The 26076-nt window shown below is 60.4% G+C and carries 22 protein-coding genes and 1 pseudogene; 17 read left to right on the forward strand and 6 right to left on the reverse strand.

What is annotated here, in order from left to right:
* The first annotated feature begins 97 nt into the window (after positions 1–97).
* From AC27VU_RS28140 to AC27VU_RS28200, 13 genes and pseudogenes are all read left to right on the forward strand, one after another.
* Entirely contained in the window at positions 98–1492 is a 1395-nt protein-coding gene (locus AC27VU_RS28140) for an ethanolamine ammonia-lyase subunit EutB (RefSeq protein ID WP_003228588.1), read from the forward strand.
* A 5-nt stretch (positions 1493–1497) separates the two neighbouring features.
* Positions 1498–2322 carry an ethanolamine ammonia-lyase subunit EutC gene (gene eutC, locus AC27VU_RS28145; protein WP_488725355.1) on the forward strand — a complete coding sequence of 275 codons (825 nt, stop codon included), beginning with the start codon at positions 1498–1500 and terminating at the stop codon, positions 2320–2322.
* 114 nt (positions 2323–2436) lie between these two features.
* Entirely contained in the window at positions 2437–2898 is a 462-nt protein-coding gene (locus tag AC27VU_RS28150) for a GNAT family N-acetyltransferase (RefSeq protein WP_003228592.1), read from the forward strand.
* A 346-nt stretch (positions 2899–3244) separates the two neighbouring features.
* Positions 3245–3895: a DedA family protein gene (locus tag AC27VU_RS28155; RefSeq protein WP_003228594.1), complete on the forward strand. Its 651-nt coding sequence runs from the start codon at positions 3245–3247 to the stop codon at positions 3893–3895.
* A 4-nt stretch (positions 3896–3899) separates the two neighbouring features.
* Positions 3900–4712, forward strand: a complete 813-nt coding sequence (locus tag AC27VU_RS28160; protein ID WP_488725356.1) for a M90 family metallopeptidase — start codon at positions 3900–3902, stop codon at positions 4710–4712.
* 112 nt (positions 4713–4824) lie between these two features.
* On the forward strand, positions 4825–5352 hold the full coding sequence (gene ppa, locus AC27VU_RS28165) for an inorganic diphosphatase (RefSeq protein WP_003228599.1): 528 nt from the start codon (positions 4825–4827) through the stop codon (positions 5350–5352).
* Between the two features lie 223 nt (positions 5353–5575).
* Positions 5576–6322, forward strand: a complete 747-nt coding sequence (locus AC27VU_RS28170; protein ID WP_226501050.1) for a S24 family peptidase — start codon at positions 5576–5578, stop codon at positions 6320–6322.
* A gap of 384 nt (positions 6323–6706) precedes the next feature.
* Positions 6707–7507, forward strand: a pseudogene (locus AC27VU_RS28175) (restriction endonuclease); the annotation flags it as partial.
* A gap of 185 nt (positions 7508–7692) precedes the next feature.
* Positions 7693–8274, forward strand: coding sequence for a DarT ssDNA thymidine ADP-ribosyltransferase family protein (locus AC27VU_RS28180; RefSeq protein ID WP_103522438.1), 582 nt, complete (start codon positions 7693–7695; stop codon positions 8272–8274).
* Positions 8271–8915 (forward strand): type II toxin-antitoxin system toxin DNA ADP-ribosyl transferase DarT, encoded by a 645-nt coding sequence (darT, locus tag AC27VU_RS28185; protein ID WP_103522437.1) that lies wholly within the window; start codon positions 8271–8273, stop codon positions 8913–8915. The genes AC27VU_RS28180 and darT overlap by 4 nt, the downstream gene beginning before the upstream one ends.
* Positions 8912–9997, forward strand: coding sequence for a type II toxin-antitoxin system antitoxin DNA ADP-ribosyl glycohydrolase DarG (gene darG / locus AC27VU_RS28190; RefSeq protein ID WP_473018273.1), 1086 nt, complete (start codon positions 8912–8914; stop codon positions 9995–9997). Before darT ends, darG begins: the two co-directional genes overlap by 4 nt.
* A 173-nt stretch (positions 9998–10170) precedes the next feature.
* On the forward strand, positions 10171–10731 hold the full coding sequence (locus tag AC27VU_RS28195; protein WP_103522316.1) for a hypothetical protein: 561 nt from the start codon (positions 10171–10173) through the stop codon (positions 10729–10731).
* 15 nt (positions 10732–10746) lie between these two features.
* On the forward strand, positions 10747–11181 hold the full coding sequence (locus AC27VU_RS28200; RefSeq protein WP_103522318.1) for a hypothetical protein: 435 nt from the start codon (positions 10747–10749) through the stop codon (positions 11179–11181).
* A gap of 23 nt (positions 11182–11204) precedes the next feature.
* Here AC27VU_RS28200 and AC27VU_RS28205 read toward each other — a convergent pair whose 3' ends face one another.
* Genes AC27VU_RS28205 through AC27VU_RS28230 form a run of 6 tightly spaced genes read right to left on the reverse strand, consistent with a single transcriptional unit; the run spans position 11205 to position 21390 of the window.
* A complete protein-coding gene (locus AC27VU_RS28205) occupies positions 11205–12017 on the reverse strand; it encodes a YfaP family protein (RefSeq protein ID WP_488725357.1) in 813 nt (270 codons plus the stop codon).
* Positions 12018–12020: 3 nt separating this feature from the next.
* A complete protein-coding gene (locus AC27VU_RS28210) occupies positions 12021–13640 on the reverse strand; it encodes a DUF2300 domain-containing protein (RefSeq protein ID WP_488725358.1) in 1620 nt (539 codons plus the stop codon).
* 1 nt (position 13641) lies between these two features.
* Positions 13642–18216 (reverse strand): alpha-2-macroglobulin family protein, encoded by a 4575-nt coding sequence (locus tag AC27VU_RS28215; protein ID WP_488725359.1) that lies wholly within the window; start codon positions 18214–18216, stop codon positions 13642–13644.
* Complete coding sequence (locus AC27VU_RS28220) at positions 18213–18863, reverse strand: DUF1175 domain-containing protein (protein WP_003228618.1); 651 nt, start codon at positions 18861–18863, stop codon at positions 18213–18215. The genes AC27VU_RS28215 and AC27VU_RS28220 overlap by 4 nt, the downstream gene beginning before the upstream one ends.
* Positions 18848–20560, reverse strand: a complete 1713-nt coding sequence (locus AC27VU_RS28225) for a DUF2138 domain-containing protein (RefSeq protein WP_003228620.1) — start codon at positions 20558–20560, stop codon at positions 18848–18850. Before AC27VU_RS28225 ends, AC27VU_RS28220 begins: the two co-directional genes overlap by 16 nt.
* 38 nt (positions 20561–20598) lie before the next feature.
* Positions 20599–21390, reverse strand: a complete 792-nt coding sequence (locus tag AC27VU_RS28230; protein WP_103483856.1) for a YfaP family protein — start codon at positions 21388–21390, stop codon at positions 20599–20601.
* A gap of 282 nt (positions 21391–21672) precedes the next feature.
* Here AC27VU_RS28230 and AC27VU_RS28235 point away from each other — a divergent pair, with 282 nt between their 5' ends.
* The 4 genes from AC27VU_RS28235 to dxs all read left to right on the forward strand — a co-directional run bounded on the left by AC27VU_RS28235 (position 21673) and on the right by dxs (position 26047).
* The gene (locus AC27VU_RS28235; protein ID WP_488725360.1) at positions 21673–22818 is read left to right on the forward strand and encodes a Fic family protein; all 1146 of its coding nucleotides are present in this window, start codon (positions 21673–21675) and stop codon (positions 22816–22818) included.
* A gap of 112 nt (positions 22819–22930) precedes the next feature.
* The gene (locus AC27VU_RS28240; RefSeq protein WP_003228627.1) at positions 22931–23173 is read left to right on the forward strand and encodes an exodeoxyribonuclease VII small subunit; all 243 of its coding nucleotides are present in this window, start codon (positions 22931–22933) and stop codon (positions 23171–23173) included.
* The gene (ispA, locus tag AC27VU_RS28245) at positions 23170–24057 is read left to right on the forward strand and encodes a (2E,6E)-farnesyl diphosphate synthase (protein WP_183784243.1); all 888 of its coding nucleotides are present in this window, start codon (positions 23170–23172) and stop codon (positions 24055–24057) included. Before AC27VU_RS28240 ends, ispA begins: the two co-directional genes overlap by 4 nt.
* A gap of 91 nt (positions 24058–24148) precedes the next feature.
* A complete protein-coding gene (gene dxs, locus AC27VU_RS28250; RefSeq protein WP_488725361.1) occupies positions 24149–26047 on the forward strand; it encodes a 1-deoxy-D-xylulose-5-phosphate synthase in 1899 nt (632 codons plus the stop codon).
* Positions 26048–26076: the final 29 nt, after the last annotated feature.

A 26076-nucleotide genomic window follows, 5' to 3' on the forward strand; every position in this document is an offset into this window, starting at 1 on the left:
TCCCAAAAATTGTTGTTGACTGACCCACCGCCTTCGCGAGCAAGCCCGCTCCCACAGGGAGACCGAGTTACCCACAGAATCAGGAGGACACCGCCCCATGGCCACATTTGCCCATTCCGTCGGCGCCCAGACCTACCGTTTCGACAGCCTCAAGGACGTCATGGCCAAGGCCAGCCCGGCGCGCTCCGGGGACTTTCTGGCTGGCGTCGCCGCGCTCAACGACGGCGAACGCGTGGCCGCACAAATGGCACTGGCCGACATCCCGCTCACGCACTTCCTACAGGAAGCGCTGATTCCGTACGAGTCTGATGAAGTCACCCGACTGATCATCGACACCCACGACAAACAAGCCTTCGCCGTGGTCAGCCACCTCACCGTCGGCGGCTTCCGCGACTGGCTGCTCAGCGACGCCGCTGACGAAACCAGCCTGCGCGCCCTCGCCCCCGGTCTGACCCCGGAAATGGTCGCCGCCGTATCGAAGATCATGCGCGTGCAGGATCTGGTGCTGGTGGCGCAGAAGATCCGCGTGGTCACCAGGTTTCGCGGCACCCTCGGCCTGCGCGGGCGCCTGTCGACCCGTCTGCAACCGAACCATCCGACGGACGAGCCATCCGGCATCGCCGCGAGCATTCTCGACGGCCTGCTGTACGGCAACGGCGACGCGATGATCGGGATCAACCCGGCCACCGACAGCATCGCCTCGATCTGCGCGATGCTGGAAATGCTCGACGCGATCATCCAGCGCTACGACATCCCGACCCAAGCCTGCGTGCTGACCCACGTCACCACTTCGATCGAGGCGATCAACCGTGGTGTGCCGCTGGATCTGGTGTTTCAGTCGATCGCCGGCACTGAAGCGGCCAATGCCAGTTTCGGCATCAACCTCAATGTCTTGCAGGAAGGCTATGACGCGGGGCTGAGCCTGAAACGCGGCACTCTGGGGCAGAACCTGATGTATTTCGAGACCGGTCAGGGCAGCGCGTTGTCGGCCAACGCCCACCATGGTGTCGACCAACAAACCTGCGAAACCCGGGCCTACGCCGTGGCGCGGCATTTCAAGCCGTTTCTGGTGAATACCGTGGTCGGCTTCATCGGCCCGGAATACCTCTATAACGGCAAACAGATCATCCGCGCCGGCCTCGAAGACCATTTCTGCGGCAAGTTGCTCGGCGTGCCGATGGGCTGCGACATCTGCTACACCAACCATGCCGAAGCCGATCAGGACGACATGGACACCCTGCTGACCCTGCTCGGTGTGGCCGGGATCAACTTCATCATGGGCATTCCCGGCTCCGACGACATCATGCTCAACTACCAGACCACCTCGTTCCACGACGCGCTCTACGCGCGCCAGACCCTGGGCCTGAAACCGGCGCCGGAGTTCGAGCAATGGCTGGCGAACATGGGCATCTTCACCCAGGCGGACGGCAAGGTTCGCTTTGGCAACAACCTGCCGCCGGCCTTCCGCCAGGCGCTGGCGCAACTGGGATGAGTGTTATGGAAAAACCGCCTGTCGACCCGCAAAACCCATGGCTGGAACTGCGCCGCCTGACCCCGGCGCGCATCGCCCTCGGCCGCACCGGCACCAGCCTGCCGACCAGCGCCCAGCTGGATTTCCAGTTTGCCCACGCTCAGGCACGGGATGCGGTGCATCTGCCGTTCGATCATGCCGGGCTCAGCGCGCAACTGCGCGAACGCGGGCGCGAGAGCCTGTTGCTGCACAGCGCGGCAACGGATCGCAACAGCTATCTGCAGCGGCCGGATCTGGGGCGCAAGCTCAGCGACGCGTCGGCACAGACCCTGCGTGATTACACTGCGGCGCACCCTGGCGGCGTCGATCTGGCGATTGTGGTGGCGGACGGTTTGTCGGCACTGGCAGTGCATCGGCATACCCTGCCGTTTCTCGGCCGTCTGGAGGAACAAATGGCCGCTGATGGCTGGTCGGTTGCCCCGGTGATGCTGGTGGAACAGGGCCGTGTCGCCGTCGGTGACGAAATCGGCCAGTTGCTCGGCGCGAAAATGCTCGTAATGCTGATCGGAGAGCGCCCGGGCCTCAGCTCGCCCGACAGCCTGGGGTTATATTTCACCTACAATCCAAAGATCGGGCTGACCGATGCCTACCGCAATTGCATCTCCAACGTGCGGCTCGAGGGTTTGAGTTACGGGATGGCGGCACATCGCTTGCTGTATCTGATGCGCGAAGCCTGTCGGCGGCAGCTGTCGGGGGTCAATCTGAAGGACGAAGCACAGGTTCAGACGCTGGAGTCGGACGCCGGTGCGGACATGAAGGGAAACTTCCTACTTGATCCGCCCACAACCTGAACCGTTTCCGCATTGCGTTTCTGCGCTGCTTTAAGGCAGGATCGATGCACGGCCGCAGGGTTTCCCATCGCCGTCAGAGCAGTTGAAGACAGCCACTTGAAGACGAGACCTATCATGCGGATTATTCAAGCGACCCTCGAACACCTGGATTTGCTGACCCCGTTGTTCGTCAAATATCGCGAGTTCTACGGTTCCCTGCCTTACCCGGATTCCTCCCGCGCGTTTCTCGAAAAACGCCTGCGCCGCAAGGAATCGGTGATTTATCTGGCCCTGGCCGATGATGACGACAAGAAACTGATGGGTTTCTGTCAGCTGTATCCAAGCTTTTCTTCGCTGTCGCTCAAGCGCGTGTGGATCCTCAACGACATCTATGTCGCCGAAGACGCCCGCCGCCAACTGGTGGCCGACAACCTGATCCGCACCGCGAAGAAAATGGCCAAGGAAACCCAGGCCGTGCGCATGCGCGTTTCCACCAGCAGCAATAACGAAGTGGCGCAGAAGACCTACGAGTCGATCGGTTTCAAGGAAGACACCGAGTTCAAGAACTACGTGCTGCCGATCAGCGACGAGCTCTAGCACTCATCAAGGGCCTGTTGTGGCGAGGGAGCTTGCTCCCGCCGGGCTGCGAAGCGGCCCCACCTCAGTCATCTCAACAGGTCAGGCAAATCAAGGCTTGGGAGTGCTCCGCCCTCCAGCGGGAGCAAGCTCCCTCGCCACATCAACCTTGCCGCCACCATCAATGCCTGCCTGACATTTGTTCACACCCCGACATCCCTCGCTACAAAACCAACGCGCTTTTCACCTCTCAGCCCGTATAATCCCGAGCTTTCCGGCTTGTAAGAAAAACTACACCCCGCTGTAGGCTTACACCCGAATCATCCGCACAGGCTTGCCGAGTCAGGCCATCACCACAGGTGCCCCCATGGATTTCAACCCGCTCGACCTTATCCTGCATCTCGACGTGTATCTCGATTTGCTGGTAACCAACTACGGGCCGTGGATCTACGCGATTCTGTTCGCTGTCATCTTCTGTGAAACCGGACTGGTGGTGATGCCGTTCCTGCCGGGCGATTCGCTGTTGTTCATCGCCGGTGCCGTTGCTGCGGGCGGTGGCATGGATCCGGTGCTGTTGGGCGGTCTGCTGATGCTCGCGGCGATCCTTGGCGACAGCACCAACTATGTGATTGGACGAACCGCGGGTGAAAAACTCTTCAGCAACCCGAATTCGAAAATCTTCCGTCGCGACTACCTGCAGAAAACCCACGATTTCTACGACAAGCACGGTGGTAAAACCGTGACTCTGGCGCGTTTCCTGCCGATCATCCGCACGTTTGCCCCGTTCGTCGCCGGCGTCGGGAAAATGCCGTACCCGCGCTTCTTCGCTTTCAGCGTGTTCGGCACCATCCTCTGGGTCGGCGGCCTGGTGACCCTGGGTTACTTCTTCGGCAACGTGCCGTTCATCAAGAAGAACCTGTCGCTGCTGGTGGTCGGCATCATCCTGCTGTCGCTGGTGCCGATGATCATCGGTGTGGTGCGCAGCCGTTTCGGCGGCGCCAAAGCCGAAACCCACTGATCCGATGTGGTCACTGAGCGCCTGGCGTCGCCGGCGCATTCTGACCAGGCACCCGATTGCCGACGAGATGTGGCAACGGGTGCGCCATCACCTGAGCTTTCTCGACGGCATCAGCGCCGCCGAAGACCAGTGGCTGCGTGGAGCCAGCGTCCTGTTCCTCGAAGAAAAACACCTGACCGCCCTGCCCGGTGTCGAACTGCATCAGGAACAACGCCTGCTGCTCGCCGCCCAGGCCCAGTTGCCGTTGCTCAATCTGGGCGATTTGAACTGGTATCAGGGTTTCCACGAAATCGTCCTCTACCCCGATGATTTCCTCAGCCCGCAACGGCATCGCGATGCCAGCGGGGTCGAGCACGAGTGGGACGGCGAGCACAGCGGCGAAGCCTGGCAACAGGGGCCGATCATCCTCGCCTGGCCGGGCGTGATGGCCAGTGGTGGCTGGGAAGGCTACAACCTGGTGATCCACGAACTGGCGCACAAACTCGACATGCTCAATGGCGACGCCAACGGCCTGCCGCCGCTGCACGCCGACATGCGCGTCAGCGACTGGGCCGAGGTCATGCAACACGCTTACGATGACCTCAACCGCCAGCTCGACCGCAACCCCGATGCCGAAACCGCCATCGACCCCTACGCCGCCGAGAACCCGGCGGAGTTCTTTGCGGTCACCAGCGAATACTTCTTCAGCGCCCCGGATCTGCTGCACGCGGCTTATCCACAGGTCTACTTGCAACTGCAGCTTTTCTACCGGCAGGATCCGCTGGGCAGGCTGCGGCAACTTCAGGCCACAGACCCGGTCTATCAGGCGCACGAGTAAGCGCTGCACGACTTCTGGTACGTGGCGTCGGCTTAGGAATATGCCTATAATCGCCGCCACTTTTTGGTCAATCCGGCCAAGTGTTTTTGGTCAACTACGGGGGCAACGCCCAATGAGCTACAGCAAGATTCCGGCTGGCAAAGACCTGCCGAACGACATCTACGTCGCGATCGAGATCCCGGCCAACCACGCGCCGATCAAATACGAAATCGACAAAGACAGCGATTGCCTGTTCGTTGACCGTTTCATGGCCACCCCAATGTTCTACCCGGCCAACTACGGTTACATCCCGAACACCCTGGCTGACGACGGTGATCCCCTCGACGTGCTGGTTGTGACCCCTTACCCGGTTGCTCCAGGCTCGGTGATCCGCGCGCGTCCAGTCGGCATCCTGAACATGACCGACGACGGCGGCGGCGATGCCAAAGTCATCGCAGTCCCACACGACAAGCTGTCCCAGCTGTACGTCGACGTGAAGGAATACACCGACCTGCCACCGCTGCTGATCCAGCAGATCGAGCACTTCTTTGCAAACTACAAAGATCTCGAAAAAGGCAAATGGGTCAAGATCGAAGGCTGGGACGGCGCTGACGCCGCTCGCGCTGCGATCACCAAGTCGGTTGCTGCCTACAAGGGCTAAGCGCCTGCTTGCTGCATGACGCTTGAAGAAAACCCCGGTTGATCCGGGGTTTTTTGTGCCTGGGAAAAGTCGTCTTAAACAGCGTGTTTACGGCGGACTACAGAAAAGTTTTAAGGCGTGTAATTTCCCACAAGCACGTCTTACATCCAGTCGCAAAATACAGCCGCTTTTTGAACACCCAGTTTATTCAAACCGCTCTAGCACGGCCGTAGACTCCGTGTTTATGAGAAAGAACACTAGCGGTCCAAGATTCAAGGCACTCCTGGAAGCAGCGAACATCACCACCACGGGATTCGCAAAGTTCTGGGGCACGGAAGCCCAAAATATTCATAACTGGTACACCCGGGGCGTCCCGGCGTATCGCATGGAGGAAGTCTCACGCCTGCTCTCGGTCAACAGCGAGTGGCTGAAAACCGGCGAAGGCACCAAGGAATCACCCCGCCTGCACACCCCTGCCAGCAACGGCGACATCTTTGACGCGCAGTCCGTCAACGGCGTCTATTCGATCATCGACCCCAACGACATCGAACTGCCGTTTTTCAAGGAAACACCGCTCAGCGCCGGCGCCGACAAAACCCACGTCATCCTCGACCCCGAACATACCGTCCGCCTGCCCCGCGCCCACCTCGCCCAACTGGAAATCCGCCCCGGCGACGCCATCTGCGCACACATGATCGGCAACAGCATGGCCGAGCGCATCGAAGACGGCTCGATCATCGGCATCGACCGCGGCCTGACCCAGGTGGTCGACGGCGAAATCTACGCCATCGAACACGACGGCATGCTGCGCATCAAATACCTGCACCGCATGCCCGGCAACGCCCTGCGCCTGCGCAGCCACAACAGCGCCGAATACCCGGACGAAATCTTCCGCGCAGCGCAGATCGATGAGCAACGGATACACATTCTGGGCTGGGTATTCTGGTGGTCGACTCTGGGCAAACGCCGGCCGGTGGTGCCGTTTCTCTGATCGAATACGGACCTTCGACCCTGCACCAAACCCTGTGGGAGCCAGCCTGCTCGCGAAGAGGCCCCGAAAATCAGTACAAATTACAAATATCGACCACCGCAGTGGCTCTATTCCGCAGTTGAGACTGGGAATCCCCCACAAAACTCAGTATCCTGCGCCCCACATTTGCGCATCCCCCGCTCCCGCGGCCCAGATGACGCCCGACGCGGCAGACCAACGTCTGACCAAGTCCCACAGCCGGACGCAGATCCGGGTGTACGTTTTGAAGGCTGGCGCGGTTTACCAAAAATAAACCAAGCCAGTCCCCGAGAAGCCGGCCACAAGCCGGCTTTTTAATGCCCGCTAAAAAATGCTCTATTCAGCCATTCGGCATACAAATGAGCCGAGACACGGCGTGAAGAACAGCTCGCGAGTGGGCAGTTCACCTACAAGAACCGGTCAGGCTGGGCACACGACCGTCTCAAGCGTGCCGGTCTTTCCAGCAGTGCCAAACGCGGCTACTGGAAATTGACCGATGCAGGTGTGCAGTACGCCAAGGAGCATGCATTTCCGCTGTCGGCCAAGGATGTGGAGCATTTAGCAATCGGCTACATGAATGTGAAGCTGAAAGTCGCGCCTGATGCCGAGCCACTGGATAACCAACCAAACGTTGAGCCAGATCTGGCCTCCGCCACCGAAAGCCCCGACGACCGACTGGAGCGAGCGCTAAAAGAATTGCGCGATGCCACGGCGGCCGACCTTTTGGATAACTTGCTGCAAGTCAGCCCCAACCGCTTCGAAGTGATCGTGCTGGATGTGCTTCATCGCCTGGGTTACGGCGCCAGTCGTAATGATCTGCAACGTGTCGGCGGTTCCGGTGATGCGGGTATCGACGGCATTATCTCGCTCGATAAATTGGGGCTGGAGAAGGTTTACGTTCAGGCCAAGCGCTGGCAGAACACGGTTGGCCGGCCTGAACTGCAGGCGTTCTACGGAGCGCTCGCGGGGCAAAAAGCCAAGCGTGGCGTTTTCATCACTACGTCCGGCTTCACAGCGCACGCTGTCGACTTTGCCAAATCGGTGGACGGAATTGTGCTGGTAGACGGTACGCGGCTGGTGCATCTGATGATGGATCATGAAGTGGGCGTGACATCGCGTTTGTTGCGGCTGCCGACGCTGGACCGCGATTACTTTGATGAAGAGTGAGATCAAAGGTCTTGCTGACGGATCCTGCTAACCAATTTCCACGTTGAGCTTGTGGCTAAAAGTGATGGCACACTAGAATCACACCAACTGTTCTACCAACCCCCACGGATCGAGGGTTACATCAGCGCGGGGCAAGGTCGGGACTGAATCCAGCTTAGGTTGATGTGCAGGTCAAGGAGACCACTATGTCGGACGTTAAGAGCATCAAGGATCAGAAGCTTCTCTACCATCTCACTTCAGTTGAAAACCTGGATGGAATTTTCAGGGAGGGCTTGAAACCTCGCGCCGGCCTCTCGGGCTTCAAAGACGTCGCAGATGCTGAAATCCTGAAAAAGCGGCAGACTCTGCAGCTCGACAACTACGTTCCCTTCCACTGGTTTGCGAAGAATCCATTTGACGGAAGCGTACAGCGCAACAGGCCAGAGGCCCAATTTGTGTTGATCTCGGTCTACAGATCAACAGCCAAGCAATACGGCTGGAAAGTCATTCCACGCCACCCGTTAGCAGGCGACTCAATACAGCTACTTGATTATGAACAGGGTTTCGAAGCCATCGAGTGGGATGTCATGAGCAGTCGCGATTATCTGGACCCTCATTGCAAAAGCATCTGCATGGCAGAGTGTCTCGCACCGGGGGTTGTTAAACCTGATGCCTTCTTCAAAATCTTCACCCCCAGCGAAGAAGTCGATGCACTTTGCGTAGCTAAATTGCAGGCGGCCGATGTTAATGTGCAGACCAGCGTGAACCAGAGAATGTTTTATCAATGATCTACACCAACCTGAATCCAGAGAAAGCTCTGATTTGGCGTATCGTCCACCGCGATAACCTGCACTGGATTCTGGACAACGGTCTGCATTGCGCAAACTCGGAAGCACAGGCACCTCAGTACGTGAATATCGGTAACGTCGATTTGATCGACAAGCGCCGTTCCCGTCAGGTGCCCATCGCTCCCGAAGGTGTTTTGGCCGACTACGTGCCCTTCTATTTCACGCCCTTCTCGGTGATGATGCAGAACATTCACTCTGGCTGGAGTGTTCAGCAACGCAGCAACGACGAGATCGTGATTCTGGTCTCAAGCCTCTATCGCGTTGAAGAGCTCGGCCTACCGTTTGTCTTCACAAACGCGCACGCCTATCCGAGCTGGACAAACTATTACAGCGATCTGGCGAATCTCGACCAGATCGATTGGTCTATCCTTCAACAGCGCGACTTCAAGCGCGACCCTGATGACCCTCGAAAAATGGAGCGTTATCAGGCTGAGGCTCTGATCCACCATCACTTACCGATTACGGGACTACTGGGCATCATGTGCCACACCGATGCAATGAAAGTACGCATAGAAGCAGACGTTGCCGCCAGAGGCCTGACGTTGCCGGTTCATGCGCGCCCCAAATGGTATTTCCAATGATCAGATTCACCCAAGGCAACCTGCTGGAAGCCAAAACCGAGGCCCTCGTCAATACGGTGAATACCGTGGGCGTGATGGGTAAGGGCATCGCGCTGATGTTCAAAGAGCGCTTTGCGCAAAATTACCGCGTGTATGCAGCGGCATGTAAGGCCGGGGAAGTAGAAACCGGCAAGATGCACGTGACGGCCACCAATGAACTCGATGGCCCACGCTGGATCGTGAACTTCCCTACCAAACGCCATTGGCGTTCACCGTCGCAAATGGCGTGGATAACTGAAGGCTTGCATGATCTGCGTCGGTTTCTGCTTGAGAACGACGTGAAATCTGTCGCCGTCCCACCTCTCGGTGCTGGTAACGGCGGTTTGAAGTGGCCTGAAGTACGCGAGCAGATTGTAGAAGTGCTGGGTGACCTGGATGTCGATGTATTAGTGTTCGAACCCTCTAATCAGTATCTGAATGTCGCTAAGCGCGATGGCGTTGAGCAACTCACTCCGGCACGCGCACTGATTGCTGAACTGGTCCGGCGTTATTGGGTTCTAGGCATGGAATGCAGCCTGCTCGAAATTCAGAAACTGGCTTGGTTTCTTGAGCGTGCCATCGAGAAAATTCCAGGTACCGAGAATCCGCTAAACCTCAAATTTGTCGCTCATAAGTTCGGCCCGTATGCCAATCGATTGGAGCATCTGCTCAACAATCTTGATGGCAGCTATCTACATTGCGACAAGCGCATCAGTGATGCAGGAATCACCGATGTCATTTGGTTTGATCAAGATCGCAAAACGTTTTTGCAGACCTACCTCAAAACCGAAGCCAAGGAATACTCCCAGGCTTTAGAGCGAACGGCTGAATTGATCGATGGTTTTGAGTCACCTTTCGGCATGGAGTTGCTGGCCACCGTTGATTGGTTGCTGATTCGGGAAAGGATTGCTCCAACCGTTCCTGCGGTACGTAAAGCACTGAAGAACTGGGACGGTGGGTCAGGAGCTGCGGTGCGTAAAAACAAGTTATTCGATGATCAGGCACTGGGAATCGCGATCACTCGTCTGACATCCAGCAGTTTCAGCCCGGAACTAGCGGCCTGATATCGTTATGAAAGGGGGCAAGAAGTACTTGCCCCCTTACCGTCCCCAGACTGAAACGGGCATTGCAATAAGCCATTAGCACATCCGCCCTAATTGCCCCGCGCCCAACCTCACCACTAAATTTCCATTCTGTTTTTGTGCATTACAAAAGCGCCAAGGAATGGAGCAACACCATGTCGTCGGTTTTCAAACTCAATCAATTCGCTGTTCTACTGACCGCACTCCTGACCGCTAGCACTTCAGCCTTGGCAGAGGAGCAGAAGCTCGTAGGTGACTGGTGGATCATTTACGGCAATGGCATACCCCAAAAGAACATCATGTATGTAGCCGACAGCACTTCAGTCGTGCCGTCGAAGCAAACCAAGGGGGCCAAGTTGGTCGCCGTAACGCTGGTGTATGAGGAACCCGGCAAACCGATGATCGATGCCTACAACCTCGAAGTTCAGTGTTCGACGAACAAGGTCCGAATTCTCAACGGCCAGTCGGTTGATCGCATCGCCTACATGATGCGCGACCTGAAAGTTAATGACCAATGGCAGCAGCCGAAGGAGTTCTGGGTGCAGCGCGCCAGCGAGTTTGTTTGCTCACCCAATAAAAAGGACATGATTGCGCTGGGCAAGATGGAGTATCTGCAGATGATTCAGGGCTTGCAGCAGATGTTCTTCAAGCTCGCGCCGATTCAGGAAAAAGGCCAGATGATGGACAACCTCGACTCGATCCTGGGTAACAAGTAAGCGGCGGGCATCATGATGAATCAATGGACTAAAACGTTATTGGCGCTGCTGATAACGCCCGCTGTTTTGCTGATCAATGGCTGCCACTTGATTGCGCAGTCGCGCTGGGAAGGACGTGATGTTCAGGAAGCGCTAGACCTGTTCGGCAAACCGGACTCGATGAAAAAACAGACCGGTGCCAACGGCGAGAATCTGGCTGTGCTCACCTGGTATAAATCGTCCAGTTGGACCACCACGGAAGCGGCCGGTACTTCAATGAATCACACCGGCAACGGCATGGTTTATACCGAGTATTACGAGACGGTCGGCCACAGCTCGGATTGCAAACTCGAAGCTACCGTCAACAAGGCGAAAAAGATCGTGCTGTTCAGGATCGAGGACGGAAAGATCATTCACGGCAAGTGCATCAACGTCCCGTTCGTGCCCGGTTACATTCCGCCCGGTTTCTAGTGCAACCCTGAGCAGGTAGCTGCTCAGGGATAACTGAACGCCTTCACCAACGTCAACTCCCCCACCGCCCGCATCGGCACCACAAACGTCTCCATCTTCTCGCTCGGCGTACCTTCTTCGGTAATCACCGTCACCTGCGCCGTGGTCAACGGCTGCACCGCCTCTTCCCCACCCTCGTCATCCCCACGATAGCCGCCACCAAAATAATTCACATACACCAGATACTGCCCTTTGATCGGTGCCGGCATGGCGAAGATTTCCGGGCCATAACCTGTGGTGACGTCGACGTCGAGCGTACCGCCGTTGGGTGCGACGCGGTCGCCGTACCAGATGTGGGCGCCGTCGGGGGTGATCAGGTGCAGGTCGAGGTCGGTGCCGTCGCTGTCCCACGACAGCAGCACGCGCAGTTTGGCCGGGGTGGAGCCGCCGCTGGCGTTGAGGAATTGGGTGCGATGGCGTTGCTGACCGTCAGGGCTGCGTACTTCGACGCTGTTGCTGCCGTTGGGGAAGGAGAACGGACGGTCGAAGTGGCCGCTGTCGTCGATTTTCAGCGGCATGCTGACGCCGTTGACGATCAGTCGGCCCGGCTCCTTGCTCTTGGGGGTGGCTTTGATTTCACCGCTGATGCGTGCGGTGTTGGCCTGGCCAACCGGTGTATTGACCGAGGAGGCCGGGTAGTTGACGGTCTGGCGGAAGTTTTCGCCTTCGCCCTCGGGCGCGCCGGTGCGCCAGCCGCCGACCGGGGTGTCGAGTTTGACGCTGTCGGCGGCCATTGCCATCGGCAATGCATTGAACGCGCAGAGCAACAGCAAGACCTGTGGATAACGGAGTGTCATGGTCTATTCCAGCAAGAGGTGACGGGCGAGCCCTTCAATGTAGGTTTCATCCTGGCCATTGGGATGTGCTTCAAAGGCCAGGTGCAGGTATTCGTGAGTCAGGTCGAGGCGATCCTGCAGCGTCAGCACGCCACGCACGTAAATACGTTGGCGTTCGCGATCGACAAAGGGGCGACCGAAAGCGAGTTTGCACACGGCGAAGGTGCTGACTTCGTTGTAGCCGGTTTCGCTTTCAAGCTTAGGACGCCAGCCACGACGCTGCTTTTGCAGCCAGTCTTGCGCGGCGGGCAGTGCTTCGCAGGAGGCGACCGGGTTGTCCCAGCGGCTGAGGCTGGCGCGCGGATAGGCGTGCAGCAGAATCGCGTCGTAGCGCTGACCGGCGTTGGCCTGTTCGACGGCCTGTTGCCAGGCGAGTTTGTCCGGGCCGGGTTGGTCGGAGTGATAGGTGACGGTGCTGCCGGCCAGCACCAGATCCGCGGTCCACGCCGCGACGTTGCGCGCCTCGGCGGAAGCCGGGCGTGGCGCGACGCGCTGACGGTTACTGCTGTCGTCGATACTCAGACAATCGCCATTGCGCGTGGCGTTTTGCAGCAAGTAGGTGCGGATCGCCACGGCCAGCGCCTTGGCGGCTTCGGCGGGTTCGGGTTTGGCTTCACGCTCAAGGACGCGGGCGACGTATTCTTCGCGATCGAGCCGTGCGACGAGTTTGTCGTTGAGCAGAAACAGTTCGCCGGCGCTGTGGATATCCAGCGCATTGCCATTGGCGAATTCCACGCGGTAGTCGCCCTGCAAAGGCCCGGAGCCAGCAACGCGCTCACCCGACAGGACTCGCAAAACCGGATAGCGCGAGAACAGTCCGACCTCGACACAACGCCCCGCCTCCGCCGGCCACGTTGTTGGCAACACCGACGCCAACGCCTGCCCGTAATGGCGCAAAACCATCTGACTGGTGCCACGCCCACCGGCCCAGATCGGCGAGCCATCTGCCGTCCAACCAGCGAAACCACCCTGCCGCGATTGCGGATCCTGATCGCCGAGCCAGCTCCAGGTTTTCACCCGCAGGCGACCACCGAGTTCGCCGACGACATTGCCGTCCGCCGCATTCAGCACGACGTCGAGCAACACCCGGCGCATCTGCTCCTGCGCCGGCAGCACCGACAACACCTTCAGCAAGTCAGCCACGGAAACCCGGGTAGCCGGTTGCACGGCTGGCAAATCCTGCAACCACGCCGGTGCCTGCCGCGCCTGCCAATACGTGCGCCAATCGGCAGCAGCAATGCCCAATCGCGCCGGCTCAAAGTACAAGCCGCAGGATTTCACCAACGCCTGATCGCGCTCGATCTTGCCGCCCGCCGAGCAGCAATAAACCTCCTCCTTCGACTGCCCGCGACATTCATACGCTGGCTCGCGCGCGCCGGTATCCACCAGCCACGCATAGACGAACAATTTCCACAGACTGCCCAGCGGGGTATCCAGCGTCGACGGCAACGGTTCGCGAGCGATCAGTTGCGTGTGATTCAACGACAGCAACTCGCCCTTGTACGCCAGCCGCAACGGCTCATCCTGCGCCGTCGCCAGCGCAGGCATCACACACATCAGCAGCCACAGCAGCGGCCGGTTCATGTCAGTTGACCGTGACCTGACCGAGGGCGGCTTGCGCTTCCTGGGCCTGATGCTGCGGCGCATAGACCTGAGTGAAACGCACCGGCGGCAGGTTGAACTGACCCTTCTGCGAGAAACGCACCAGATGGCGCAGACGCAATTCGCCGCTCAGCGCATCCACCGGCACCGCGTAAGCCAGTTGCCCCGGCTCGAAGCGTGCTTTCTCCAGCGCGGTCGGTTCGGTGCCGTCCTTGCCCTGCAACTTGATGCCCCAGGTGGTGCGTTCGACATCGGCACCCGGTGGCAGCGGTACTTCGAGCATGCCGTAGCGCAGCGGTTTCGGCGCCTTGCTGGTGAGGATCAATTCGTCCAGGTACAGGCTGTCGCTGGACAGCGGTTTGCTGCCGACCGGCTCCAGTTTGAAGGTGAAGGCTTCGTCGCCCGGCACCAGTCGCGACAGGCGCCGGGTGATGGTCACGGCCATTGGATCGACCGCCGGTTGCCGGGTCTGGAAGCTCAGCGCCGCCCGCAGCGGACGCTCCTGAGTGCCGGACACCGACAAAACGCTCGGCACCGGTGTCGCCCCCTGCCACGTCCAGAACATCTCGCCGGTCGCGCCGTAGTTTTTCTTCCAGCCTTCACCCGGCATCAGCGCGATGGTCGGCGAGGCCTGGGCGATGCCGCGTTGCAACCAGCTCAGCGCCAGGGCGCGTTCGAGGGTCGATTGCTGTGGCAGCAGACGTTGCAGCAACGCCGTCGCACGGGCCTGATCGAACGGTTGCAGCGACAGGTTCAGCGCTTCGGCAAACGGCTGCGAACTGACCGCCAGACGCTGTTGCGCCGCGCCAACCTGACGATTGAATGCCTCCGGCAACGCGACTTTCGACTGCGTCGCCAGCGCCGCGGTCAACACCCGCGCCGCCGCCAGACCGAGCGCCGAATCCGGGTCGCTCATCACCAGGCTGTCTTCGCCGTCGTCCATCAGGGTTTCGGCATTGCCCTCACCGGCCTTGGCCAGATCGTCCATCAAACCGCTGAGCAGGGTATTCACCGGCAGGTGCATCTGCTTGGCGAACGACAGAATCAGTGCCCGCTGCAGCAGCGGCGTGTTCGCCGCTTGCTTGGCGTAAACCTCCAGCACGCGCTGCCAGTGCTCCGGTGGCAAGGTCAGCTCCAGCACTTGGCTGGCATTCCAGTCGGCGTAGTAGGCGTAAGCGGTGAGGAACGCGTCCGGCTCGCCGTCGAAGCCCCACCAGGTGAAGCTCGCCGACGGCCCGGCCATTTGCACCAGACGCAGGCGGCTGTTCTGCATGATCAGGCGCAGGCGATCGCGGATTTGCGGGCTCGACGCCAGCGACGGATAAGCGATACTCAGCGGCAGCAAACGGCTGGCCGTCTGCTCGACGCCGCCGTACGGGTAGCTCAGCAGATCATCGAGTGCGGAACGGAACAGCGCTTGCGGACTGTCATCCAGACGCAGACGAATGTCAGTGGCGTCCGCCGGCAGGCTCAACGGGGTGTCGCCGCTGGCCACGTCGAGGCTTTGGGTTTGCGTGACTTGCCAGCCGTCACCGGTCGCGCTCAGGCGCACGGCCAGCGAGTCCGCGGTTTTGCCATCCTGCACCAGCTCGGCAGTCCACTCACCCGAGGCCAGGGCGAACGCTGGCAGCGGCACGTAGTTGATGCCGTTATTCAGGGTCAGCGGCAGGCGTTGTTCGGCGCCATCGTAATGGGTGACCAGCTCAGCCTTGACCGGTTTTTCCGCCTGGCTGAAGGCGAACACACCGAGTTGCGGCTGATCGCCCTTGCGGAATTTGCTCGGCCCGCTCCATTTCAGGTACAGCGGTTTTTCCGAACGGACGAACTGCTTCTTCTGCCCGACCTGACCGTCATCGGCAATGGCGCGGGCGGTGATGCGCCAGCGGGTCAGCGAGTCCGGCATCTTGAAGGTGAACCGGGTTTTGCCGTCGGCACCGGTCAACAATTCCGGCTGCCAAGCAGCGGTGTCGACGTCTTCGCGACGCGGACGCTCCAGCACTTTCACCCCACGCTCGCTGCGGTTGGCCTTGCCCGGCGCGCCGGGGCTGCCCGGCAACGCCACGTCGTAACTGATGAACGACAGGCTGGCACTGGTGCGCACATTATTGCGGCGTGGGTGGTAGAAGAACTGGTCGATGGTCGGCGCGACTTCCGGTTGCAGCGCGTAGACCATTTCATCGACGACGCTGACGGTCAGATGCGCCGGGACCGCTTTGCCGGCGAACTGCGTGGTCAGGTCAACCGTGACCGTGTCGCCCGGCAGATACACCGCTTTGTCGGTGCTGATGGCCACGTCGATTTGCGGTGCGATCACTTTGATCCCGGCGTTCTGGAAGCTGTACTGCCCGCCCTTGGTGTACAGCACCGAGAAGGTCAGGTTCGGCGCAAAATTGTCCTTCACCGGAATGCGTGCGCGGTATTGGGTGTCGCTGAGTTTTTCCAGTTTCAGCCAGTCGCCGCCCTTGGCCAGCAGCGCGGTGGCTTCGACCTTGTCGCGCTCCAGCGACAGGAGTGCATCGCTGACCGGCTCCGGGAACGTGATCAGCGCCAGCGCTTCATCGCCAGCCTTGTACTCGGGTTTGTCGAGGACGATTTCCACGGTGCCCGGCACCGCTTTGACGCCGTCGCCGGTGACCGAATGGCCGGTGGCGCCGAGGACGCGACCGTGCTGATCCTTCAGCGTCAGGTTGTAAGTACCCGGACGTTCGAAGGCAATGCTGAAACCCTTGTCCGTCGCCGCAAGCTTGCCTTCAGCGGTGCTCTGGTCTTCCAGGCGCACCCAGCTGTAGCTGCTCGGGGTGACGGCTTTGCTCTGCTCGCTGCCACCCTCGTTGACGTAGCTGAACGCGACTTTGTCGTTGACCGCGCTGAAACGTTGCGGCGCGCTCAGACGGAAGCTTGCGGCGCCACGGTCAATGAGGATTTCCTTGGTTGTCTTGACCCGATACGCCGCGCCATCGCTGGCAAACACGGTGAGCATGTAACGGCTCGGTTTGTCGGCGGCCGGCAGGTCGAGGGTCGCGTTGCCCTTGCTGTCAGTGGTCAGTTCGGTGCTGGTCAGTTCCACCGGGAATTGCCCAAGATATTGCAGCTCGTTGTCGACCATCGACAGTTGCTGGGCACGCAGGCTCAAGGTCAGTTTGGCGTTGGCCACCGGTTTGCCGTCCGGATAGAGCAGCACCAGACTGCCCTTCACCGGCTCGCCGGTGCGGTAATCCTGCTTGGCCAGGTTCAGCGAAATCTCGAAGTGCGGCTTGATGTATTCGGCCACGCGGAAGGCGCTGCTGTAGGCCTGATCCTTGTAGTTGAAACGAATCTCGTAGCCACCGGCCACGGCGTTATCCGGCAACTGGAAACGCCCCTGAGTACCGGCCTTGGAATCGAGTTTCAGGTCAAGGTGTTGCAACTCGGTGCCGGTGGCATCCAGTACGCTGACCGTGACGTCCGCCGCACCCGGCAATACCGAATCCCGCGCATTCTTGAACTCGCGACCGACAATTTTCAGCGACACCCAATCCCCCGGGCGATACAGCGGTCGATCAGTGAACGCGTAGAGTTTGGTGTCGTAGATTTCGCTGTCGTAATAGAAGTTCTCGGAGACGAACACCCCGCCCTCTTCGTCCTCGCCGATCACGAACGAGCGCTCGGGGCTGACGTGTTTCAGACGCAGCAAACCATCGGCATCGGTGGCGCCGCTGCTCATCACGCCGAGGCCGTCAGTCCACAGCACATTGACCTTCGGCACCGAACTGCCTTCGTGTTTGCGTGCGGCCCAGACCAGCAATTCATCACCGGCAATCTTGCTCACCGCCACGGTGTTGGAGACGAAAACCATGGTGGTCGCGCGGTACTTGCCGACCAGCGCTTCGACCAGATACAGGCCCGGTTTCAGCTTGCCCAACGGGATGTACACGTTACCCGGCGCAACGCTGACGAACTCGCTGGAAGACCCGGCCAGATTGACCCCGGCCGGCGGCTGAATCGGTTTGGCCTGCCACAGCGGATAACGGAACTGGCTGACCACCGGCAGACCCGGAATCAACGCGAATTGCGGCTGTGCGTCGTACGGGGTCGGCGCAGCGATGGCGTTGCCCATCTTCAGTTCCGGCACTTCCTCGGTGACCTGCTTGCGCGATTCGTAGGAGAACGCACGCTGCATCACCCGCCGCGATTTGCGGTACCAGTTGTCCCACAGGTACGCGAGGGTATTGGACAGGCCTTCGCCCTTGAACTGACCGTCGCTGACCACGCGGTGCAGGTTCTTCTGACGCTTGAGGAAATCCAGCGGTTTGTCGATGCGGTACACGCGAATGTCGGCGCCGCCGTACGGTTCCATGCGGAAGCGGCGGTAGTCGCGACCGGGTGCTTCGAGACGGACCATCGCCTGCTCGTCGGCGGCGAAACTGCTGTCAGCCAGCAGGAAAAAGCTTTCGCCAGAGACCGGCGTGTAGCCGCTCGGCTCCACCGAGTCTTCAGCGTTGACGGTCGCCAGTGGCAGCAACAGCGCCAGCAGCAGGGGAATTCGAGCGCAGAATCGCAGCATGCGGGCACCGGTCATTGGGAGAGAAAGTTCAGTCGATAGACGCCGATGAAGTTGGGGTTGGCTGCGTCGGGTATCCATCGGGTGTCCTTCCATGTCATGAGTTGCTGCAGGCTTGCCGAACGCATGCCGTTGTCAGTGGGGGTGGTCGTGCCGGTGTGATAGGCGATGTAACGGCCCATCCAGATCATCAGGTGCTGGTCGTCGCCCTGATCGAAAAACATCAGGTCGCCGGGGCGTGCCTGGGACACGTCACGGCTGACCAGATGGCTGTTGAACTGAATCAGTTTGATCGCGTTGACGTATGGCCCGACCTTGCCGCCGCCCTGCTGCCATTGCTGGGCGAGCTTGCGCTGCTCATCGCTGAGCGTCAGCTCCGGGGGCAGGTAGCGATTGGACAGGCCATTGCTGCGCAGCCATTTGTCGTCGTGGACTTTCAACGCTTCGTTGGCAGCGAAACGCACCAGCCCCGCGCAATCCTGCTGATACCAGCGCGGGCTCGGCCCCTGGCTCAGTTGCTCCTGAGCGATGCGCACGAACCAGGCGCGGAACACCTGGGACTGCGCCGGATCCAGCGCCGGCGCTTCGACGGCTCGGGCGCCGGCGCTGAGTAACAGCGCGAGCAGGCCGAGGCTGCGGATCAGTGTCGTCACAGCGCTTTCCATTCCAGCGGCAGCCATTGCCAGTGGCCGTCAGGCTCGCTGCCTTCGGGCAGGGTCAGCGCGTATTTGCCATAACCGCCGAGGGTGCGCAGTTTCGGGATCAGGTAGGTTTGCGCGGCGTTGTAGAACACCGGCTCCATGTCCTGCGGCAGGCTGTCGAGGGTTTCCTGCTGCATCAGTTGCGCCATCGCATCCGGACCGAAGTAGATCGGCATCAGCACGTCTTTGGGCAGCACGTCGGCCATCGGCGGGAAGCGTTTGTCGAGGGTGCCAATCGCCTTTTCCACCAGTTTGTCGTCGAGGGAAAACAGCAGGGTCGAGTTGTGACGCGCCATGCTGACTTTCATGAACGCCTTGCCGGTGATCGCGTCCGGGTTCTCGGCATCCTTGGCCGGGTACTGGCCAAAGTTCGAGCTGACCTGACGCTGCCACACGTGGCTCTGGCCTTCCTGTTTCTCGACCACCGGGAATGCGTGGTACTCAACGTTGTTTTCATACGCGCCGATCATCGAACTGAACAATGCACCCAGTTCACCGTCGATACGGCCGGTATCCTCGTTCTTCAGGCTCGCCACCAGCAACGGCGTGTACAGGCGTGAGTCGGCATACCAGCACAGCCCGGCGGCACCGGCGACGTGGGTGATCATGCGTCCGGCCACGGCCTCATCGGCGCCGAGTTTCACCAGCAATGGTTTCTGCGGTTCGGCCGCCACCGGCAAGGTCACGCAGGCACTGGCGCCCAGCGGCATGGCTTGCCACACCGGTTTGAAATCGAAGTCCGGCTGATTGTCCAGTTCGTCCATGGCCAGAAAGCTGTGCCAGCCCTTGTCGTCCATGTCGAAACGCAGTCCGGCGAAGTTCGGGATGAAGCGCTGATACCCCATGGCAAGCACGCTGGAGCTCACCGACAGGCGCTGTTTGATTTCCGGCGCTTTCGTTGCCAAACCGAAGGCTTCGGGGAACAGTTTGTCGCCATTGAGCAACGCTGCCAGCGCTTGTGAAGACACGTGGCCCGACTCCTCCGAGGCGCCGTTGTCGGCGTCGTAGTATTTGGCCGGATTGGACAGCACTACCAGCTTGTCGCCGCGCGAAGCGAACAGCAGCGATTTGCTGGCGTTGTAGCTGAGCTGATAGAGCGTCACCTCGTCGCTGCCGACTTTCAGTGTGCCGAACTTGCTCAGTTGCGAGTCATCCAGCGCGACTTTCGCCAGCGGCTCCAGCAGTTTCGCCAGACCGCCGCGATCCATCACCAGCAGGAAATCCTTGAGTCGGCCATCGGCACCGCGCCACAACGCGACATCGGCTGGCTGATCGAAAAGCTGCTCGATCAGGCTGTCCTGCAGCTTCAGGTCGTGCTCGTAGATGATCCGCCGCAGGCTGCCGATCAGGCCGAGGCGGTCAGCGTGGGTTTCGTAATAGAAGACGAAATCTTCGGTGAGCGTGGCCTTGAGGAACGGCACCGTCAGCAGGTCCTTGGGCAACTGGCTCAGGGAGCGGGTTTCCAGCAGTGCGTCCGGGCGGCTCAGGCCGAGCTTGTCGCTGGCAAGTAGAGCCGCCGGCAACTTGGGCTTGTGCAGCAGCCAGCCGAGACCACCCGCTACCCCGGCCACCAGGACCAGGCCAATCAGCAGCGCCGGCCAGCGCCGGGAAGGTTTGCCGGCAGGTGTCGGGACGGCCGGAGAAGCAGCGTTATCACTCATGTTCACAAAACCCGAAGTTCATCCGTGGAGCGGGATGCTTAATAGTTGAAAGTCTTGACCAGCAGCAGATCACCGATCGCCCGCAGGGGCACGATGAACGTTTCACGTTTTTCGTCGACTGTGTTTTCGTTGAGCACCAGCGTGATTTGCGAGGTGATGACCTCGTTCTGATTGCTGGCCTCCTCGAAGTTATAGCCGCCGTCGCCAAAGTTGCCCCAATAGTTGACGTAAACCAGATAGGTGCCATGCAGCGGCGCGGTCATGGTGAACATTTCCGGGCCGGGGCCATCGACGCCGTCCGGGTCCAGACCGCCGCCGTTGGTCAGCGCCGTGTGGGCGAAAAACGCGTGCTGACCGTCGGGCGTAATGATGTGCAGGTCGAGTTCGGCCTTGGGATCGTCCCAACCCAGCACCACACGGATTTTCGCCGGAGTGCGCAGGTTGTTCGCTTCGTAGAACTGCACGCGCTTGAGCGACTGCCCCTCGGCGCTGCGCACTTCGACACTGTTGGAACCGGCGCCGAACGCATACGGCCGGGCAAATCGCCCGTCATCGTCGGTGTACAGATTCAGTGGATTGCCATTGACCGCCAGCGTGTGCGGCCCGCGCTGATTGCCGATGGCCTTGAGCTGGCCCTGGATCATCGTGCGATTGCGCTGGATGCCACGGTCGATTGGCGGCGTCGGATAGGCGACTTGCGGGTTTTCACTGCGATCAAGCAGACCGTTGTAGCGCCAACCGCCCGACGGTTCCGACAGTTCGGCAGTCGGCGCCGCCAGCAGCGCAGGCGCGCAAGCCATGCCGATCAGCAACAAAAGAAATGAACGCATGTAGTGCCTCCTGCCATGCCTGAACGAAACCTTGCACCCGATCCTCGGTACTTCACAGCGGTGGAAACTGCGTTTCGTCTGAAAGACCCCGTGACTAGCGGGTCGTAGAAGGCGCGAAGATTAGCGATTCGGCAGTTTTTTAACAATCGGATACATCTGGATTTGCGGTGGGAATCACGCCGTACGGGTGGACTGTGAGCCGAATAGCCGTCATATTCGGCTCACTAAATGAGCCGAATAGCATTTCTATTCGGCTCACGCCCCTATTACAGGCAGTAACCGATGACCACTCAATGGATCTGGCAGCAGCCGGATTGGCCCGACTTCAACTGGCAGGCAGAACGTCTGGCGCCGCTGCTGCGTGAATGCGTTCAGGCACAAGGCCAATTGATGGGCATGGCTGGATCCGTGGGCAACTCCCTGAGCGCTCAGACCGAACTCGACGCACTGCTGCAAAACATCGTGACCTCTTCGGCCATTGAGGGTGAGCAGTTGAATGTCGGCTCGGTGCGCTCGTCATTGGCTCGACGCCTGGGGCTGGAGTTGCCCGATAGCGATAAAGTCAGTCAACGTAGCGAAGGCCTTGCGCAACTAATGCTCGACGCCACGCGACGTTTCGCCGAACCACTGACGCTGGATCGACTGCTGGAATGGCATCGATGGTTGTTTCCGGATCAGGAAAGCGACTTCAGCGCACGATCAATGCATGTCGGTGCGCTTCGCGGCGAGGAGCCGATGCAGGTAGTTTCCGGTCGTCTCGACCGGCCCACTGTGCATTTCGAGGCCCCTCCGCGCCAAGGTCTCGAGCGACAGGTGGATAAATTTCTCGCCTGGTTCGAGGCCAGCCAGCATCAAACAGCGCTTGATCCTTTGCTACGTGCCGGCATCGCGCATTTCTGGTTTGTCACGCTGCATCCGTTTGATGACGGCAATGGTCGCCTTACTCGCACCCTTACCGATCTGGCGCTGGCGCAAGGTGAAGCCCAGGCGATCCGCTTTTACGCGATGTCGGCCAGCATTCTCGATGACCGCGACGGCTACTACCGAGTGCTCGAGGCCAGCCAAAAGGCCACGCTGGACGTCACCCAATGGCTCACCTGGTTTCTGCAGACTCTTTTACGCAGCCTGCAGCAAGCCATCGCACGGATCGAAAGCGTGCTGGGCAAAACACGCTTCTGGCAGGCACACCGTGAATCCGAACTGTCGGTGGAACAGAGTAAAGTGCTCAATCGCCTGCTCGACGGTGGAGAACGAGGCTTCGAGCACGGCATCAGCGCGGCACAGTATCAAGCGGTGGCCAAGGTCTCGAAAGCCACGGCAACCCGCCATCTGGCGGAACTGCTGGAAAAGGGCTGCCTGCAAAGAATGCCGGGGGGGGGACGGAGTACCCGCTACAAAATCAATTACCCGGGCGATTCCTCAAACTGACCACTGGCGTCTGTAGTGAGGGGATAAGGGTCGGCCGCGCCCCGCTCATTTGCCCATAAACCCCCTATCTGCTAGTGTCGCGCCGGTTTAACGTCAACCGGAAATCGCCGCCATGGCCCGCAAAAAAGCTGCACTGGATTTCGAACAGTCCCTCGCCGACCTGCAAACACTGGTCGAGCGTCTGGAGAACGGTGAATTGTCGCTGGAAGACTCGCTGACCGCTTTCGAGCAGGGCATCGGCCTGACCCGTGACTGCCAGGCAGCGCTGGCCCAGGCCGAGCAGAAGGTGCAAGTGCTGCTGGAGCGCGATGGCGAACTCGCCGAGGAACCCTTCGACGCGGAACAGCCAGAATGATTGCGGCGTATTCGGCGACCAGTCAGGCGCGGGTCAATGCGGCACTGGAAATCCTCTTCAAGGCTCCGCTGCCGGAACTGTCGCGCCTGTATGAGGCAATGCACTACAGCGTGATGATCGGCGGCAAACGCGTGCGCCCGCTGCTGGCCTACGCCGCGTGCGAAGCGCTCGGTGGCAAGGCTGAGCAAGCCAACGGCGCGGCCTGCGCGGTGGAGCTGATCCACGCCTATTCGCTGGTGCACGACGATTTGCCGGCGATGGACGACGACGATCTGCGTCGCGGCCAGCCCACCACCCACAAGAAATTCGACGAAGCCTGCGCGATTCTCGCCGGTGACGGCTTGCAGAGCCTGGCCTTCAGCGCCCTGCTCGACCCGCGCCTGAGCAACCTCGACGCTGACATCCGTCTGCAACAGGTCACGGCGCTGGCGCACGCGGCAGGCCCGGCGGGCATGGTCGGCGGTCAGGCCATCGACCTCGGTTCGGTCGGTCTGAAGCTGGATCAGCAAGCACTGGAGCAGATGCACCGGCACAAGACCGGCGCGCTGATCGAGGTCAGCGTCAAACTCGGCGCCCTGGCCAGCGGCCGTGCCGAGCAGGATCAACTCAAAGCCCTGCAGACTTATGCACAGGCCATCGGTCTTGCCTTCCAGGTACAGGACGACATTCTCGACGTCGAAAGCGATACCGAAACCCTCGGTAAACGCCAGGGCGCCGACATCGCCCGCGACAAACCGACCTACCCGGCCTTGCTGGGGCTGGACGCGGCCAAGGTCTACGCTCTGGAACTGCGCGATCAGGCACTGCACGCGCTGCGACCGTTTGACGCGGCAGCCGAGCCTTTGCGCGACCTGGCCCGGTATATCGTCGAGCGGCGTAACTGAACGCCAACCTGCCAAAAAAGACCAACGCGTGGGCAGGGGGCGATGCATCAGGTAAACTGCCGCATCTTTTATACCTATAACGATTCGCCTGATGCCCACGACGTTTCATGAGATTCCCCGCAAGCGCCCGACCACGCCCCTGCTCGACCGCGCGAACACGCCGGACGGCCTGCGCCGGTTAGGCGAAGCCGAGCTGGAAACCCTGGCCGATGAGTTGCGCCTGGAATTGCTCTACACGGTCGGCCAGACCGGTGGGCATTTCGGTGCCGGCCTGGGCGTCATCGAGCTGACCATCGCGTTGCATTACGTCTTCGACACCCCGGATGACCGGCTGGTGTGGGACGTCGGTCATCAGGCGTATCCGCACAAGATCCTCACCGGTCGCCGCCAGCGCATGGAAACCCTGCGCCAGAAGGACGGCATCGCCGCTTTCCCGCGTCGCGCCGAGAGCGAGTACGACACCTTTGGCGTCGGCCACTCCAGCACCTCGATCAGCGCCGCGCTGGGCATGGCAATTGCCGCCCGCCTGCAAAACAGCGATCGCAAGGCGATTGCGGTGATCGGCGACGGCGCGCTGACCGCCGGCATGGCCTTCGAGGCGCTGAACCATGCGCCGGAAGTCAACGCCAACATGCTGGTGATCCTCAACGACAACGACATGTCGATCTCGCGCAACGTCGGTGGTCTGTCGAATTATCTGGCGAAGATCCTTTCCAGCCGCACTTACGCGAGCATGCGTGAGGGCAGCAAGAAAGTCCTGTCGCGCCTGCCCGGCGCCTGGGAAATCGCCCGTCGCACCGAAGAATACGCCAAAGGCATGCTGGTTCCCGGCACCCTGTTCGAAGAGCTGGGCTGGAACTACATCGGCCCGATCGACGGCCACGACCTGCCAACCCTGATCGCTACCCTGCGCAACATGCGCGATCTGAAAGGCCCGCAGTTCCTGCACATCGTCACCAAGAAAGGCAAAGGCTTCGCCCCGGCGGAAGTCGATCCGATCGGTTACCACGCGATCACCAAGCTCGAACCGCTCGACGCTCCGGCCGCTGCGCCGAAAAAGGCTGGCGGGCCGAAGTATTCGGCGGTGTTCGGCGAATGGCTGTGCGACATGGCGGCGGCTGATCCGCGTCTGGTCGGGATCACCCCGGCGATGAAGGAAGGTTCGGACCTGGTGGCGTTCAGCGAACGTTTCCCGTTGCGCTACTTCGACGTGGCGATTGCCGAACAGCACGCGGTGACGTTCGCCGCCGGCATGGCCTGCGAAGGTGCCAAGCCTGTGGTGGCGATCTACTCGACATTCCTGCAACGCGGCTATGACCAGTTGGTGCATGACGTCGCGGTGCAGAACCTCGACGTGCTGTTCGCCATCGACCGCGCCGGTCTGGTGGGCGAAGACGGCCCGACCCACGCCGGCAGCTTCGACCTCTCGTACCTGCGCTGCATTCCGGGCATGGTCATCATGACCCCGAGCGATGAAAACGAATTGCGCAAAATGCTCACCACCGGCCACATGTACAACGGCCCGGCGGCGGTGCGCTACCCGCGCGGCACCGGCCCGAACGCGACCATCGACAAGGATCTGGAGCCGATCGAAATCGGCAAGGGCATCGTCCGTCGCCAGGGCAGCAAAGTCGCCCTGCTGGTGTTCGGCGTGCAACTGAGCGAAGCGCTGAAAGTCGCCGAGAAGCTGGATGCGACCGTGGTCGACATGCGCTTCGTCAAGCCGCTGGATGAGGCACTGGTACGCGAAATCGCCGGCAACCACGAATTGCTGGTGACGATCGAAGAGAACGCGGTCATGGGCGGTGCCGGTGGCGCGGTCAGCGAGTTCCTGGCGCGCGAGAACATCCTCAAGTCGATGCTGCATCTGGGCTTGCCGGACATCTACGTCGAGCACGCCAAACCCGCGCAGATGCTGGCCGAGTGCGGGCTGGACGAAGCGGGAATCGAGGCTTCGATTCGTGAGCGTCTGGAACTGCTCAACAAGTAACACGCAATACCCATGTGGGAGCGGGCTTG

The organism is Pseudomonas sp. 14P5.3.2 (genome assembly GCF_057799175.1).